Here is a 15,067-nt window from a genome sequence, read left to right on the forward strand (position 1 = left end):
CATGCCAGGTCATCGGAAGGCCGCCCGCGGCCGGTCTTCTGTTCTCTCCGAAGGTTGCGCCACGATAACGATCGATTCCGGCGGCATCCGGCAGTTCATCGATGCGTAACACACACGGCGCCTTCGTCACGGCAGCGAAACAACCCGGGGCTTCCACCGAAACGGCGCTGCGTCAATCTCATGGCGCATAACCGGCCCACCCCTCAAAAACCGCTCTGGCTTCGCCCGCACGGGGCCGTACTACGACGAGGAGACGCCGATGGCACCAGCCATCACGCTTGCCGCGGAGGCACCCAAGCTGTCCTCCGCGAACACAGGCTTCATGCTCATCTGTTCCGCTCTGGTGCTGATCATGACCCCGGGCCTCGCCTTCTTCTACGGAGGCATGGTCCGCGTCAAGAGCACCCTGAACATGCTGATGATGAGCTTCATCAGCATCGGGATCGTCACCATCCTGTGGGTGCTGTACGGCTTCTCCCTCGCCTTCGGTACCGACTCCGGCAGCCTCATCGGCTGGAACTCCGACTGGGTCGGCCTCAGCAACATCGGCCTGACGGACCTCTGGGACGGCTACACCATCCCGATCTTCGTCTTCATGGTCTTCCAGATGATGTTCGCCATCATCACGCCGGCCCTGATAAGCGGTGCGCTCGCCGACCGCGTCAAGTTCTCGGCCTGGGCGCTGTTCGTCGCCCTGTGGGCCACGGTCGTCTACTTCCCGGTCGCGCACTGGGTCTGGGGTGCCGGCGGCTGGGCCTTCGAGCTGGGTGTCATCGACTTCGCCGGTGGTACGGCGGTCCACATCAACGCCGGTGCCGCGGCTCTCGGCGTGATCCTGGTCATCGGCAAGCGCGTCGGCTTCAAGAAGGACCCGATGCGCCCGCACAGCCTGCCGCTGGTCATGCTCGGCGCCGGTCTGCTGTGGTTCGGCTGGTTCGGCTTCAACGCCGGCTCGTGGCTCGGCAACGACGACGGCGTCGGCGCGCTGATGTTCGTCAACACGCAGGTCGCCACCGCCGCCGCCATGCTGGCCTGGCTCGTCTACGAGAAGATCCGCCACGGCGCGTTCACCACGCTGGGCGCCGCCTCCGGCGCGGTCGCCGGTCTGGTCGCCATCACCCCCTCGGGTGGTGCGGTCACCCCGCTCGGCGCGATCGCCGTCGGCGCCATCGCCGGTCTGCTGTGCGCCATGGCCGTCGGCCTGAAGTACAAGTTCGGCTACGACGACTCCCTCGACGTCGTCGGCGTCCACCTCGTCGGCGGTGTCGTCGGCTCCCTGCTCATCGGCTTCTTCGCCAGCGGCAAGGGCCAGTCCACGGCGACCGGTGTCTTCTACGGCAACCACTCCTTCGACCAGCTGTGGAAGCAGTGCGCCGGTGTCTTCGCGATCCTCGGCTACTCGCTGGTGGTCTCCGCGATCCTCGCCTTCCTCCTCGACAAGACCATCGGCATGCGGGTCTCCGAGGACGACGAGGTGGCCGGCATCGACCAGGCGGAGCACGCCGAGACCGCATACGACTTCAGCGGGGCCGGTGGCGGCGCCGCCCGTACGACCGCCCTCCCGACCGCGGTCTCCGACGCGAGCAAGAAGGTGGACGCATGAAGCTCATCACCGCCGTCGTGAAGCCTCACCGGCTCGACGAGATCAAGGAAGCCCTGCAGGCGTTCGGCGTCCACGGCCTGACGGTCACCGAGGCCAGCGGCTACGGTCGGCAGCGGGGACACACCGAGGTCTACCGTGGTGCCGAGTACACCGTCGACCTGGTCCCCAAGATCCGCATCGAGGTGCTGGCCGAGGACGACGACGCCGAGCAGCTGATCGACGTCATCGTCAAGGCGGCCCGCACCGGCAAGATCGGTGACGGCAAGGTCTGGTCCCTCCCGGTCGAGACGGCCGTACGGGTCCGCACCGGCGAGCGCGGCCCGGACGCGCTCTGACGGCAGAACAGAACAGGAGTCGCTGGGTGACGAGTACGGACGTGCGCAAGGATGCAGAGGACTCGGGACCCAGCGGCTACGCGGCGGCCCGGCTGCGCCTCCTCACCGAGGGGGCGCGGTCCGGGCCGCCGCGCCGTGCCGCCCTCGCGGAACTGACCGACGACTGGCTGACGGGGCTCTTCACGGCGGGCGCCGAGGACCTGAAGGGCGTCTCCCTGGTCGCCGTCGGCGGCTACGGCCGCGGCGAGCTCTCCCCGCGCAGCGACCTGGATCTCCTCCTGCTGCACGACGGCGACGATCCCAAGGCGGTCGCCGCCCTCGCCGACCGCCTCTGGTACCCGGTCTGGGACCTGGGCCTCGCCCTGGACCACTCCGTCCGCACCCCGGCCGAGGCACGCAAGACGGCCGCAGAGGATTTGAAAGTCCAACTCGGTCTCCTGGACGCCCGCCACCTCGCCGGCGATCTCGGCCTGACCGCCGGACTGCGTACGGCCGTCCTCGCCGACTGGCGCAACCAGGCGCCCAAGCGACTTCCCGAACTCCAGGAGCTGTGCACCGAGCGCGCCGAGCGCCAGGGCGAGCTGCAGTACCTGCTGGAGCCGGACCTGAAGGAGGCGCGGGGCGGCCTGCGGGACGCCACCGCGCTGCGGGCCGTCGCCGCCTCCTGGCTGGCGGACGCGCCCCGCGAGGGCCTCGACGACGCGCGCCGCCGGCTCCTCGACGTACGTGACGCCCTGCACCTGGCGACGGGGCGGGCGACCGACCGGCTCGCGCTCCAGGAGCAGGACCAGGTCGCGGCCGAGCTCGGGCTGCTCGACGCCGACACGCTGCTGCGGCAGGTGTACGAGGCGGCGCGGGTCATCTCGTATGCGAGTGACGTCACCTGGCGTGAAGTGGGGCGTGTGCTGCGGTCGCGCGCCGTGCGGCCCAGGCTGCGCGCCATGCTCGGGGGCGGGAAGCCCGTCGCCGAGCGCTCTCCGCTGGCCGAAGGGGTCGTGGAACAGGACGGCGAGGTGGTGCTCGCCCGGGCCGCACGCCCCGAACGTGACCCCGTGCTCCCGCTGCGCGCCGCGGCCGCCGCCGCCCAGGCCGGCCTCCCGCTCTCCCTGCACGCCGTACGGCGCCTCGCGGCCACCGTGCGCCCCCTGCCCACACCCTGGCCCGCCGAGGCCCGCGAACAGCTCGTCACCCTGCTCGGCTCGGGCCGGCCCACCATCGAGGTCTGGGAGGCGCTGGAGGCCGAGGGCCTGATCACGCGCCTCCTGCCCGACTGGGAGCGGGTCCGCTGCCGGCCGCAGCGCAACGCCGTGCACATCTGGACCGTCGACCGGCACCTCATCGAGACCGCCGTCCGCGCCTCCGAGTTCACCCGCCGCGTCAGCCGCCCCGACCTCCTCCTGGTCTCCGCCCTGCTGCACGACATCGGCAAGGGCTGGCCCGGCGACCACTCCGTCGCGGGCGAGATCATCGCCAAGGACGTCGCCGCCCGCATCGGCTTCGACCGCGCCGACGTCGCCGTCCTCTCCGCGCTCGTACGGCACCACCTCTTGCTGATCGAGACGGCCACCCGGCGAGACCTGGAGGACCCGGCCACGGTCCGCTCGGTCGCCGAGGCGGTCGGCTCGCAGAGCACCCTGGAGCTGCTGCACGCGCTCACCGAGGCGGACGCGCTGGCCACCGGGCCCGCCGCCTGGTCCTCCTGGCGGGGTTCGCTCGTGGCGGACCTGGTCAAACGGGTCGCGGCGGTCCTCGCCGGGGACGAGCTCGAGGCGGCGGACGACGCCGCGCCGACTGCCGAGCAGGAGCGGCTGGCCATCGAGGCGATCGCCACGGGCAGCCCGGTGCTGTCCCTGCGCGCCCAGACCGAGGCGCCCACGGACGAGCAGTCGGCGGGCGATCCCGAGCCGCTCGGCGTGGAGCTGCTCATCGCGGTGCCCGACCAGGAGGGCGTGCTGCCCGCCGTGGCCGGAGTGCTCGCCATGCACCGGCTGACCGTCCGCACGGCCGAGCTGCGCGCCCTGGACCTGCCGACCGGAGTCGAGGGCTCCGTCCTGCTGCTGAACTGGCGGGTCGCCGCCGAGTACGGCTCGCTGCCCCAGGCGGCCCGGCTGCGCGCCGACCTCGTACGCGCCCTGGACGGCTCGCTGGACATCGCCGGACGGCTCGCCGAGCGGGACGCCGCCTACCCCCGCCGCCGGGGCGTGGTCGCGCCGCCGCCGCGCGTGACGGTGGCCTCCGCGGCCTCCCGGCACGCCACGGTCATCGAAGTCCGCGCGCAGGACGCGCCGGGGCTGCTGTTCCGGATCGGACGGGCGCTGGAGGACGAGGCACTGCGGGTGCGCAGCATGCACGTCTCGACCCTCGGCGCGAACGCCGTGGACGCCTTCTACGTCACCGGAGCACAGGGCGCGCCCCTGCCCGCCGACGAGGCCGCCTCCGTGACCCGCAAGCTGGAGGAGACCCTGCGGGCCTGACCCCGCGCCGCGCGGCAGCCGTCCCCGTCCGCTGAATACAGCAGGCGGGGACGAATGTCTTGCGCGGCCGGATACTCTGGAAGACGCTCAGACTGCCCCCGACTCCGAGGACCGACGCCGCCGTGTTCGATACTCTCTCCGATCGCCTTTCAGCGACCTTCAAGAACTTGCGCGGCAAGGGGCGCTTGAGCGAAGCGGACATCGACGCCACGGCGCGCGAGATCCGCATCGCTCTCCTCGAAGCCGACGTGGCCCTGCCGGTCGTCCGCACGTTCATCAAGAACGTCAAGGAGCGTGCCCTCGGCTCCGACGTCTCCAAGGCGCTGAACCCCGCCCAGCAGGTCCTGAAGATCGTCAACGAGGAACTCGTCACCATCCTCGGCGGCGAGACCCGGCGCCTGCGTTTCGCCAAGCAGCCGCCGACCGTGATCATGCTGGCCGGTCTGCAGGGTGCCGGTAAGACCACCCTGGCGGGCAAGCTCGGCCGCTGGCTGAAGGAGCAGGGCCACTCGCCGCTCCTGGTCGCCGCCGACCTCCAGCGCCCCAACGCCGTCAACCAGCTCAGCGTCGTCGCCGAACGGGCCGGGGTCTCGGTCTACGCGCCCGAGCCGGGCAACGGCGTCGGCGACCCGGTGAAGGTCGCCAAGGACTCCATCGAGTTCGCGAAGGCCAAGGTCCACGACATCGTGATCGTGGACACCGCCGGCCGCCTCGGTATCGACACCGAGCTGATGCAGCAGGCCGCGGACATCCGCGACGCCGTCTCGCCCGACGAGATCCTCTTCGTCGTCGACGCGATGATCGGTCAGGACGCCGTGAACACGGCCGAGGCCTTCCGTGACGGCGTCGGCTTCGACGGTGTCGTGCTGTCGAAGCTCGACGGTGACGCCCGTGGTGGTGCCGCCCTGTCGATCGCGTCCGTGACCGGCAAGCCGATCATGTTCGCGTCGAACGGTGAGAAGCTCGACGACTTCGACGCCTTCCACCCCGACCGGATGGCCTCCCGCATCCTCGACATGGGTGACCTGCTCACCCTGATCGAGCAGGCGGAGAAGACGTTCAGTCAGGAAGAGGCCGAGAAGATGGCCTCCAAGCTGGCGTCCAAGAAGGGCCAGGACTTCACCCTGGACGACTTCCTGGCCCAGATGGAGCAGGTCAGGAAGATGGGCAGCATCTCCAAGCTGCTCGGCATGCTGCCCGGCATGGGCCAGATCAAGGACCAGATCAACAACATCGACGAGCGGGACGTCGACCGCATGGCCGCGATCATCAAGTCGATGACCCCGGGCGAGCGCCAGGACCCGGTGATCATCAACGGCTCGCGCCGCGCCCGTATCGCCAAGGGCTCCGGTGTCGAGGTCAGCGCGGTGAAGGGCCTGGTCGAGCGGTTCTTCGAGGCGCGCAAGATGATGTCCCGGATGGCCCAGGGCGGCGGCATGCCCGGCATGCCGGGGATCCCGGGCATGGGCGGCGGCCCCGGCCGCCAGAAGAAGCAGCCGAAGCAGGCCAAGGGCAAGCAGCGCTCGGGCAACCCGATGAAGCGCAAGCAGCAGGAGCTGGAGGCGGCCCAGCGCCGCGAGGCGCAGGCCCAGGGCGGCAACGCGCTCGGGCTGCCGCAGCAGGGCAGCCAGGACTTCGAGCTGCCGGACGAGTTCAAGAAGTTCATGGGCTGACACCCGCCGAGGTCGTACGACTGTGAGGGCGCCCTCCCGCGCGGGAGGGCGCCCTCAGCGCATGCCGACGCCCGTGGTCTGCCGTAACGTCCAGATATGAGCAATGCCGCTCCGCCGCGCAAGGCCCCCGACCAGCCGTGGCGTACCGAGGGCACCCCCGACGAGCCGCCACGGCCCCCCGGCGGCAGGAGGCCACGCGGCCGGTGGTGGGGTCTCGCCGTCACCGCCGTGATCGTCTTCCTGCTGGTCTACATCGGGCTGAACTACCTCGGCGGCGGCAACGAGCCGACGATCTCGTACACGGAGTTCAGCCGACAGGTCGACGCGGGCAACGTCGACAAGATCTACTCCAAGGGGGACGCGATCCAGGGCCAGCTCAAGAAGGCCCGGGACAACCCCGAAGACGGGGGCGACTACACCAAGTTCAAGACACAGCGCCCGGCCTTCGCGGACGACGACCTCTGGCAGAACCTGAGCAGCCACGACGTCACGGTGACCGCGCGACCGGTCGTGCAGCAGCGCAGCCTGCTGTCCAACCTGCTGCTCTCGCTGGCGCCGATCGTGCTCCTGGCCGCGGTGTGGATCTTCTTCGCCCGGCGGATGGGCGCGGGCCCGGGCGGGGCGGGCCGCATGCTCGGCCGCAAGGCGCCACCCAAGCCTGTCGAGCTCAGGCCGGGCACCGAGCGCACGACGTTCGCCGATGTGGCCGGCATCGACGAGGTCAAGGGCGAGCTGGACGACATCGTCGACTTCCTGGAGCACCCCGAGGCCTACCGCAGGATGGGCGCGAAGATGCCACGCGGTGTGCTGCTGGCGGGCTCGCCCGGCACCGGCAAGACCCTGTTGGCGCGCGCGGTCGCGGGTGAGGCGGGCGTGCCCTTCTTCTCCGCCTCCGCGTCGGAGTTCATCGAGATGATCGTCGGTGTCGGGGCGTCCCGGGTCCGGGAGCTGTTCGCGGAGGCACGCAAGGTGGCGCCGTCGATCATCTTCATCGACGAGATCGACACCATCGGGCGCATCCGCGGCGGCGGCGCGTCGGTGAGCGGTCACGACGAGCGCGAGCAGACGCTGAACCAGATCCTCACGGAGATGGACGGCTTCTCCGGGGCGGAGGGCGTCATCGTGATCGCGGCGACGAACCGCGCCGACATCCTGGACCCGGCGCTGACCCGGCCCGGCCGCTTCGACCGGGTGGTCAACGTCTCCCCGCCCGACCGCGGTGGGCGGGAGGCGATCCTGCGGATCCACACCCGCGGGATCCCGCTCGCCCCGGACGTGGACCTGGCCCGGGTGGCCCGTACGACCCCGGGCATGACAGGTGCGGATCTGGCCAATCTCGCCAACGAGGCCGCGCTGCTCGCGGTCAAGCGCAAACAGGAGCAGGTGACCCCCTCCGATCTGTCGGAGGCCCTGGAGAAGGTGCAGCTGGGGGCCGAACGCACGCTCGTGATGCCGGAGGAGGACCGTCGCCGCACCGCGTACCACGAGAGCGGCCACGCCCTCCTCGGCATGCTGCAACCGGGCGCCGACCCCGTCCGCAAGATCACCATCGTGCCGCGCGGCCGTGCGCTCGGCGTGACCATGTCGACCCCCGAGGTGGAGCGGTACGCGCACTCGGAGGAATACCTGCGCGGCCGCATCATCGGCGCCCTGGGCGGCATGGCGGCGGAACACGTGATCTACGGGGTCGTCACCACGGGCGCGGAGAACGACCTCGAACAGGTCACCAACATCGCCCGCGGGATGGTCGCCCGCTGGGGCATGAGCGAGCGCGTCGGCCGCCTGTCCGCGCTGCCGGGCGACTTCCAGCAGGCCTATGGCCTCGCCGCCGCCCCCGCGACCCTCGACGCCATCGACCACGAGATGCGGCGCATCGTCGACGAGTGCTACGAGGAGGCCTGCCGCAAACTCCGCGAACACCGGGGGAAGCTGGACGCCCTCGCGCAGGCGCTGCTGGCGAACGAGACGCTGGAGGAGGTGGAGGCGTACCGCATCGCCGGCATCACGCGGCTGCGCAAGCACGAAACGTAACCACTCGGACGCGCTTGCGCGTCGGAGAACCACGGGGTGCAGAACCACGGGGTGCGGAACTACGGGTCGGAGGACTACGCGTCGGAGGACTACGCGTGGGGGAACTTCCAGATGCAGGGCTCCCCGTCCTCCTCCGACCAGTGCACCTCGATGTTCCTGGCGGTGGCGGGGACCAGGTACGTCTCGCAGAAGACGTGGCCCTCGCCCTGCTTCCAGCTCTCCACGTCGTAGGGGTCCTCGCAGCCGGCTACGCCCTCCTCCGAGGCGCCGATCAGGATCGACCCGCGCCGGCCGTCGGCCCAGATGGTGGTGCCGTCGTTCACGTCGGGGGAGTCGGTGAGAGCCGGACCGGCCTGGTGCGTGAACCCCACGTGCGCGATCGCCAGCACCATGCCCTTGGCGTCCTTCGGGTCCGACACGACCTTCTGCGCCTCGGCCTCGCCAGCCGACAGCGAACCATTCACACGTGCATTTCCAGGAACTTCTCAACCGTTCCTGAAGACCGAGCAGGAGTGAGCCCGATCGGTCGCACGCCCCGAACGGTCTTGGGCGCTCCCCCACTGCCTCAAGGGCGTGGGAGGGACCCCCAGGTCCCCGGCGTACTCAACCCCAGGGTGGCGACACGCATCCTGTGCGTGGTCCTCTCCCGGGAGGCAAGTTCCCTGCGCGACCCGGCCGGGTGGGTACGGCCAGAGGCGACGGGCAGGCCCCGAACCATCCTCTGGTGGAGCGGGGGCCCGCACACTGGCGCCGTGCCCAGCCTCCCAGATCGCACGATCACGTTAGCCCGGTCGGCCCACGGCACCGCAAGCCCGCAAGCCCGCAAGCCGACGATCACACGATCGAGCTGACTCGGCCTCGTGCGCACTCCTGCGAGCAGCGGCCAACCCCCGTGCTGTACCCCTCCGCGCCGTCCGGTCAGGGCGTGCGCGCGATCAGGTACCGGAAGACGTTCGGCATCCACACCGTCCCGTCCGGGCGCCGGTAGGGGTGCAGCGCCTCCGTCAGCTCCTTGTCGACCTGCGCCTGGTCGGTCGCCGCGACCGCCGCGTCGAACAGGCCCGTGGACAGCAGGCCCTTGAGGGCGCTCTCCACGTCGGCGTACCCGAAGGGGCAGGCCACCCGCCCCGATCCGTCCGGCTTCAGGCCGGCCCGCTGGGCGACCTCCTCCAGGTCGTCGCGCAGCGCCGGGCGCAGCCGGACCGTGCCGCCGCGAAGCGGATCGGCCAGCTTGGCCGCGACCCGCAACACCGCGGTCGTGGCACATCGCTCCGGCGGACCCCAGCCGACCAGCACCACAGGCGTCCCGCGCCCGGTGAGCGGCGTCGAGGCCGCGAGCACCCCGGCGAGGGCGTCCGCGTCGCCAGCGAGACACCCGATCGGCTCGAAGGCGGTCACCAGGTTGTATTCGGGCCTCTCCGCGCCGACCGCGTCCTTCGGTGACCGGTCGGTGAGTTGGATCCGGTCACGGTCCCCGCCATCCCCGCTGTCTTCGCCGTCCGTACGCGCGCGTGCGGAGCGCTCGTTCGGCTCCTTCGGCAGCAGCCGCTCGCGTGCGAGACCCAGCCGTTCGGGGGAGGAGGTCTCGATACCCGTGAGTGCGGCCGCGCCTCTGGAGGCCGCCATCAACAGGGCGAGCCCGGAGCCGCAGCCGAGAGCGAGGAGCCGGGTGCCGACTCCCACGTCCAGTCGCTCGTAGACGGCCTCGTAGAGCGGGACCAGCATCCGCTCCTGGATCTCCGACCAGTCACGCGCGCGTGCGCCCAGGTCCGCGCGGGACGTCGGCCCCGCATGAGGCAGGTGTTGCCGCACGAGCACAGGTGTCATGGATAAGCGCCCCAATCCGCCGAGAGTTGCAGCAGAAACCGATCAGGTGGCCCCCGTGCAGTGCGCTCGCACTTCCCCCGTATGCCAGGTAACTCCCCGTTCGCGACCGCGTCCAGAGGTCTCGGGTCCCCGCTTGTGGACCGGCTGTGCCTGTGGCGAGAATTCACATTCCGGCAACGTGGGCCCGTACCATCGCGCCATGGCCAAGGCACCCGTTCTCACCCCGCGGGCGGACGACTTCCCGCGCTGGTACCAGGATCTGATCAACAAGGCGGAACTGGCCGACAACGGACCGGTGCGCGGCACCATGGTGATCCGACCGTACGGGTACGGGCTGTGGGAGCGGATGCAGGCGGAGATGGACGCCCGCATCAAGGAGACCGGTACCCAGAACGCGTACTTCCCGCTGCTGATCCCGCAGTCCTACCTCACGCGCGAGGCGGACCATGTCGAGGGCTTCGCGCCCGAGTTGGCCGTGGTCACGCACGGCGGCGGCAAGGAGCTGGAGGAGCCTGCGGTCGTCCGGCCCACCTCCGAGACCATCATCAACGAGTACTTCTCCAAGTGGGTGCAGAGCTACCGCGACCTGCCCCTGCTGATCAACCAGTGGGCCAACGTGGTCCGTTGGGAGCTGCGGCCCCGCCTCTTCCTGCGGACGTCCGAGTTCCTCTGGCAGGAGGGCCACACCGCGCACGCCACCTACGAGGAGGCTCGCGACTTCGCCGCGCGCATCCATCGCGAGGTCTACGGCGACTTCCTCGAGAACGTCCTCGCGATCGACTTCGTCGCCGGCCGCAAGACGGTCAAGGAGCGCTTCGCGGGCGCCATCAACACGCTCACCCTCGAGAGCATGATGGGCGACGGCAAGGCCCTGCAGATGGTCACCAGCCACGAGCTGGGCCAGAACTTCGCCAAGGCCTTCGACACCCGGTACCTGTCGAAGGAGGGCACACAGGAGCTGGTCTGGCAGACCTCCTGGGGGTCGACGACCCGCATGATCGGCGCCCTGGTGATGACCCACGGCGACGACGACGGGCTGCGGGTGCCGCCGCGGCTGGCGCAGGTCCAGGTCGTCGTCCTGGCGATCAAGGGCGACGAGGCGGTTCTGGCCAAGGTCCGCGAGCTGGGCGACCGGCTGAAGGCGGCGGGCCTGCGGGTCCAGGTCGACGACCGCACCGACACGCCATTCGGGCGGCGCGCGGTCGACTGGGAGCTCAAGGGTGTGCCGGTCCGCATCGAGATCGGGCCCCGTGACCTGGAGAACGGCACGGCGATGCTGGCCCGCCGGATCCCGGGAGGCAAGGAGCCGGTGGCGATCGACACGCTCGTCGGCCTGCTGCCGGCCGTCCTCGAAGAGGACCAGGCGCTGCTCCTGCGGCAGTCCCGCGAGCGCCGCGAGTCCCGCACGACGGACGTGTCCACGATCGAGGAGGCGGCCGAGGCGGCCGTCGCCGGCGGCTGGGCGCGCATCCCGTGGGCGACCCTCGGCGAGGAGGGCGAGGCCAGGCTGGCCGAGCGGTCGGTGACCGTACGGTGTCTGGTCGCCGAGGACGGGTCGGTGCCCGAGGACGGGGACGCTCCCGGTAACGTCGCGATCGTCGCGCGCGCTTACTGAGACAGAGCCCTCCGCCCAGGAGAGCGACCGAAACGCCTCTTGCGCCCCTGCGCAACATCCCTGCCCCGGCGCGCGGACATGGTCTACGCGCCGGACAAGAGGGACGGCCCCGAAGGGCCTCGGTTGATGGTGGCGGTGGGAGACGGGTGGGCGTACGTGGGCCTACGCACCAGCTTGGTATGAGCTGTGAGGCTTATCCGCAGATCAGCGCACCCGCCCTCGTCCGGACGCATCAGTGCCAACTGACGGGTACGTGCAAATTATTTGGGATGCCCCGGAATAGGAACACAGGGGCCCTCCCGCTCGTTGTCATTACGTGAGCACGACACAGACACCACCAGTTCTCGCCGCAGAGCTGGCAGAGGCGTGGGCCGACATTCAGCGGTACCACCCCGAGCTGCCGGATCTTGCCGCGCCAGAGTCCCTGATCGGGGAGTCGTCGTCCGCCTGCGGTCACGAGCTCTCCTTCGAGCGACTGCTCCATGAGGCAGTCCATGGCATCGCCGCCGCCCGCGGCGTGCGCGACACCTCCCGCGCCGGCCGTTACCACAACCGCAGATTCCTCGCGATCGCCGAGGAGATGGGCCTGGACCACCCCGAGGAACCCCATCCCAGCAGCGGGTTCTCCCTGGTCACGCTCAACCCCGAGGCCAAGCGCCGCTACCGGCCGACGATCGAGCGCCTCCAGCGGGCCCTCAAGGCGCATCTGGCGGCCACCTCCTCCGACACCACCCGCTCCTTCCGCGGCCCCGCGGCCCGGCACGGTTCCTCCGGCGGAGGCGTCCGCGTCAAGGCCGTCTGCGACTGCGGGCGCAACGTGCGGGTCGTGCCATCGGTCCTGGCCCAGGCGCCGATCGTGTGCGGAGGCTGCGGCAAGCCGTTCCGGATCCCGGAGATCGCCGGCGCCGCCTAGCCACAGGCGGTCACGCACCGGCATCTCGTGGCTGCCGGTTCAGCGCGGTGCGGGGAGTCGTCCTTCGACAGCTCCCCGCAGGCGCCGGGCGCCTCTCGCGCATGCCCGGAAACCACCCGCGGCCTGAAGGGCCCCGCGTCGTGTGGCACAATGGCTAGCTGTACTCGACAGTCGCACAGGACCCCTCTCTCCTCCGGCTGACGCGTCCATCGGGCACTCGGGTACCGCAACCCCACGCGGCAATCTCGCCGTGCCCAATCACGTCAAATCCAGGAGAACCCACTCCCGTGGCAGTCAAGATCAAGCTGAAGCGTCTGGGCAAGATCCGTTCGCCTCACTACCGCATCGTCGTCGCCGACTCCCGTACCCGTCGTGACGGTCGTGCGATCGAGGAGATCGGCAAGTACCAGCCGACGTACCACCCGTCGATCATCGAGGTGGACGCCGACCGTGTGGCGTACTGGCTGGGTGTCGGCGCGCAGCCGACCGAGCCGGTTCTCGCCATCCTGAAGAAGACCGGCGACTGGCAGAAGTTCAAGGGCGAGCCCGCCCCGGCGCCGCTGCTCGTCGCCGAGCCGAAGAAGGCTCGCCCGTCGTTCGAGGCCCTCGGTGGCGACGACTCGGGCAAGGGTGAGGCCATCACCCAGAAGAAGAAGGCTGAGAAGAAGGACGAGGCCGCGGCCGAGTCCTCTGAGCCGACCGAGGCCTGAGCAGCATGCTCGAAGAGGCGCTTGAGCACCTCGTGAAGGGCATCGTCGACAACCCCGACGATGTGCAGGTCGCCTCGCGCAACCTGCGCCGCGGGCGCGTGCTCGAGGTCCGGGTCCACCCGGACGACCTCGGCAAGGTGATCGGTCGCAACGGCCGCACCGCGCGCGCTCTGCGCACCGTCGTGGGCGCCATCGGCGGCCGGGGCGTCCGCGTCGACCTCGTCGACGTGGACCACGTCCGCTGACGCGTTTCGCAGCACCGGCTCGGGCCGGGGAGGGCCACTGGGCCGTCCCCGGCCCGTAGTCGTTGCGGCAGCCGTGACGACAGCTACCCACCGGTACGACCGCGTACAACCAGGTACGACAGGAGATCTTCAGAAGTGCAGCTCGTAGTCGGACGGATCGGCCGCGCCCACGGCATCAAGGGCGAGGTCACCGTCGAGGTACGCACCGACGAGCCGGAGCTGCGGCTCGCGCCCGGCGCCGTCCTGTTCACGGACCCGGCCTCGACCGGCCCGCTGACCATCGAGACCGGCCACGTCCACAGCGGTCGTCTCCTCCTGCGTTTCGAGGGCGTCCGTGACCGCAACGCCGCCGAAGCCCTGCGCAACACCCTCCTGATCGCCGAGGTCGACCCCGCCGAGCTGCCCGAGGAGGAGGACGAGTACTACGACCACCAGCTGATGGACCTGGACGTGGTCACCAAGGACGGCGTCGAGGTCGGCCGGATCACCGAGATCTCGCATCTGCCCTCCCAGGACCTCTTCATCGTCGAGCGGCCCGACGGCAGCGAGGTGATGATCCCGTTCGTCGAGTCGATCGTCACCGAGATCGACCTCGAGGAGCAGCGGGCGGTCATCGACCCGCCTCCCGGGCTCATCGACGACCGCGCGGAGATCGCGTCCGCACGGGACGCGGCCGAGGACGAGGGCACGTCGTAATGCGCATCGACGTCGTCACGATCTTCCCCGAGTACCTCGACCCGCTGAACGTCTCCCTCGTCGGCAAGGCACGCGCGCGTGGCCGGCTGGACGTGCACGTACACGACCTTCGGGAGTGGACGTACGACCGGCACAACACGGTCGACGACACCCCGTACGGCGGCGGACCCGGCATGGTCATGAAGACCGAGCCCTGGGGCGATGCCCTCGACTCCGTCCTCGCCGACGGCTACGAACGGGGCTCGCACGCACCCGCGATCGTCGTGCCGACGCCCAGCGGCCGCCCCTTCACCCAGGAACTGGCCGTCGAGCTCTCCGAACGCTCCTGGCTGATCTTCACACCGGCCCGCTACGAGGGCATCGACCGCCGGGTCATCGACGAGTACGCCATCCGGATCCCCGTCTACGAGGTCTCCATCGGCGACTACGTCCTGGCCGGCGGAGAGGCCGCCGTCCTGGTCGTCACCGAGGCCGTGGCGCGGCTGCTGCCCGGAGTGCTCGGCAACGCCGAGTCCCACCGCGACGACTCCTTCGCGCCCGGCGCCATGGCCAACCTCCTGGAAGGCCCCGTCTACACCAAGCCGCCCGCCTGGCGCGGCCGGGACATCCCCGAGGTGCTGCTCAGCGGCCACCACGGCAGGATCGCCCGCTGGCGGCGCGACGAGGCCCTGCGCCGCACGACGGCCAACCGGCCCGACCTGATCGAGCGGTGCGACCCGAAGACCTTCGACAAGAAGGACCGCGAGATGCTCTCCATCCTGGGCTGGGCGCCCGACCCGGAGGGTGAGCCGTACGGTCGATTTTGGCGCAGGACCGAGGGCGTGGAAGAATAGGTCGCTGTTGTGCGCCGTCCGGTGTGCGCCCCTGCCGCAGGGGGACACGACGCCCGCCTCGACGGGCACACGGCACTCAATCCTCGAACATCTAGTTCCGTTGATGACCTGT

At 70.4% G+C, this 15,067-nt stretch carries 13 protein-coding genes; 11 read left to right on the plus strand and 2 right to left on the minus strand.

The window, feature by feature from the left end:
• The first annotated feature begins 259 nt into the window (after positions 1–259).
• From OG289_RS35490 to ftsH, 5 genes are all read left to right on the plus strand, one after another.
• Complete coding sequence (locus OG289_RS35490; protein WP_327318120.1) at positions 260–1,603, plus strand: ammonium transporter; 1,344 nt, start codon at positions 260–262, stop codon at positions 1,601–1,603.
• A complete protein-coding gene (locus OG289_RS35495) occupies positions 1,600–1,938 on the plus strand; it encodes a P-II family nitrogen regulator (protein ID WP_003997576.1) in 339 nt (112 codons plus the stop codon). The genes OG289_RS35490 and OG289_RS35495 overlap by 4 nt, the downstream gene beginning before the upstream one ends.
• Positions 1,939–1,964: 26 nt before the next feature.
• Entirely contained in the window at positions 1,965–4,412 is a 2,448-nt protein-coding gene (locus tag OG289_RS35500) for a [protein-PII] uridylyltransferase (protein ID WP_327318121.1), read from the plus strand.
• Positions 4,413–4,534: 122 nt separating this feature from the next.
• On the plus strand, positions 4,535–6,085 hold the full coding sequence (gene ffh, locus OG289_RS35505; RefSeq protein WP_327318122.1) for a signal recognition particle protein: 1,551 nt from the start codon (positions 4,535–4,537) through the stop codon (positions 6,083–6,085).
• A gap of 96 nt (positions 6,086–6,181) precedes the next feature.
• Positions 6,182–8,116, plus strand: a complete 1,935-nt coding sequence (gene ftsH, locus OG289_RS35510) for an ATP-dependent zinc metalloprotease FtsH (RefSeq protein ID WP_327318123.1) — start codon at positions 6,182–6,184, stop codon at positions 8,114–8,116.
• An 89-nt stretch (positions 8,117–8,205) separates the two neighbouring features.
• Here ftsH and OG289_RS35515 read toward each other — a convergent pair whose 3' ends face one another.
• Together OG289_RS35515 and OG289_RS35520 are read right to left on the minus strand one after the other, a co-directional pair.
• Entirely contained in the window at positions 8,206–8,580 is a 375-nt protein-coding gene (locus OG289_RS35515; protein WP_327318124.1) for a hypothetical protein, read from the minus strand.
• Between the two features lie 454 nt (positions 8,581–9,034).
• Positions 9,035–9,943 (minus strand): SAM-dependent methyltransferase, encoded by a 909-nt coding sequence (locus OG289_RS35520; RefSeq protein WP_327318125.1) that lies wholly within the window; start codon positions 9,941–9,943, stop codon positions 9,035–9,037.
• A 199-nt stretch (positions 9,944–10,142) separates the two neighbouring features.
• On the opposite strand from OG289_RS35520, the gene proS reads away from it, so the two are divergent.
• The 6 genes from proS to trmD all read left to right on the plus strand — a co-directional run bounded on the left by proS (position 10,143) and on the right by trmD (position 14,955).
• Complete coding sequence (proS, locus tag OG289_RS35525) at positions 10,143–11,558, plus strand: proline--tRNA ligase (protein ID WP_327318126.1); 1,416 nt, start codon at positions 10,143–10,145, stop codon at positions 11,556–11,558.
• Between the two features lie 316 nt (positions 11,559–11,874).
• A complete protein-coding gene (locus tag OG289_RS35530) occupies positions 11,875–12,471 on the plus strand; it encodes a hypothetical protein (RefSeq protein ID WP_327318127.1) in 597 nt (198 codons plus the stop codon).
• Positions 12,472–12,758: 287 nt separating this feature from the next.
• Positions 12,759–13,181 (plus strand): 30S ribosomal protein S16, encoded by a 423-nt coding sequence (rpsP, locus tag OG289_RS35535; protein ID WP_079659230.1) that lies wholly within the window; start codon positions 12,759–12,761, stop codon positions 13,179–13,181.
• A 5-nt stretch (positions 13,182–13,186) separates the two neighbouring features.
• Positions 13,187–13,426 carry an RNA-binding protein gene (locus OG289_RS35540; RefSeq protein ID WP_003973401.1) on the plus strand — a complete coding sequence of 80 codons (240 nt, stop codon included), beginning with the start codon at positions 13,187–13,189 and terminating at the stop codon, positions 13,424–13,426.
• A 135-nt stretch (positions 13,427–13,561) separates the two neighbouring features.
• On the plus strand, positions 13,562–14,122 hold the full coding sequence (rimM, locus tag OG289_RS35545) for a ribosome maturation factor RimM (RefSeq protein WP_327318128.1): 561 nt from the start codon (positions 13,562–13,564) through the stop codon (positions 14,120–14,122).
• Entirely contained in the window at positions 14,122–14,955 is an 834-nt protein-coding gene (trmD, locus tag OG289_RS35550; RefSeq protein ID WP_327318129.1) for a tRNA (guanosine(37)-N1)-methyltransferase TrmD, read from the plus strand. The genes rimM and trmD overlap by 1 nt, the downstream gene beginning before the upstream one ends.
• Positions 14,956–15,067: the final 112 nt, after the last annotated feature.

The sequence above is a fragment of the Streptomyces sp. NBC_01235 genome (assembly GCF_035989285.1).
Classification (GTDB): Bacteria; Actinomycetota; Actinomycetes; order Streptomycetales; family Streptomycetaceae; genus Streptomyces.

Excerpts from the sequence above, each read along its gene's own strand:
- proS (WP_327318126.1), top strand. The coding sequence starts at position 10,143 with ATGGCCAAGGCACCCGTTCTCACCCCGCGGGCGGACGACTTCCCGCGC.
- OG289_RS35495 (WP_003997576.1), top strand. The coding sequence starts at position 1,600 with ATGAAGCTCATCACCGCCGTCGTGAAGCCTCACCGGCTCGACGAGATC.
- trmD (WP_327318129.1), top strand. The coding sequence starts at position 14,122 with ATGCGCATCGACGTCGTCACGATCTTCCCCGAGTACCTCGACCCGCTG.
- OG289_RS35520 (WP_327318125.1), bottom strand. The coding sequence starts at position 9,943 with ATGACACCTGTGCTCGTGCGGCAACACCTGCCTCATGCGGGGCCGACG.
- OG289_RS35540 (WP_003973401.1), top strand. The coding sequence starts at position 13,187 with ATGCTCGAAGAGGCGCTTGAGCACCTCGTGAAGGGCATCGTCGACAAC.
- OG289_RS35490 (WP_327318120.1), top strand. The coding sequence starts at position 260 with ATGGCACCAGCCATCACGCTTGCCGCGGAGGCACCCAAGCTGTCCTCC.
- ftsH (WP_327318123.1), top strand. The coding sequence starts at position 6,182 with ATGAGCAATGCCGCTCCGCCGCGCAAGGCCCCCGACCAGCCGTGGCGT.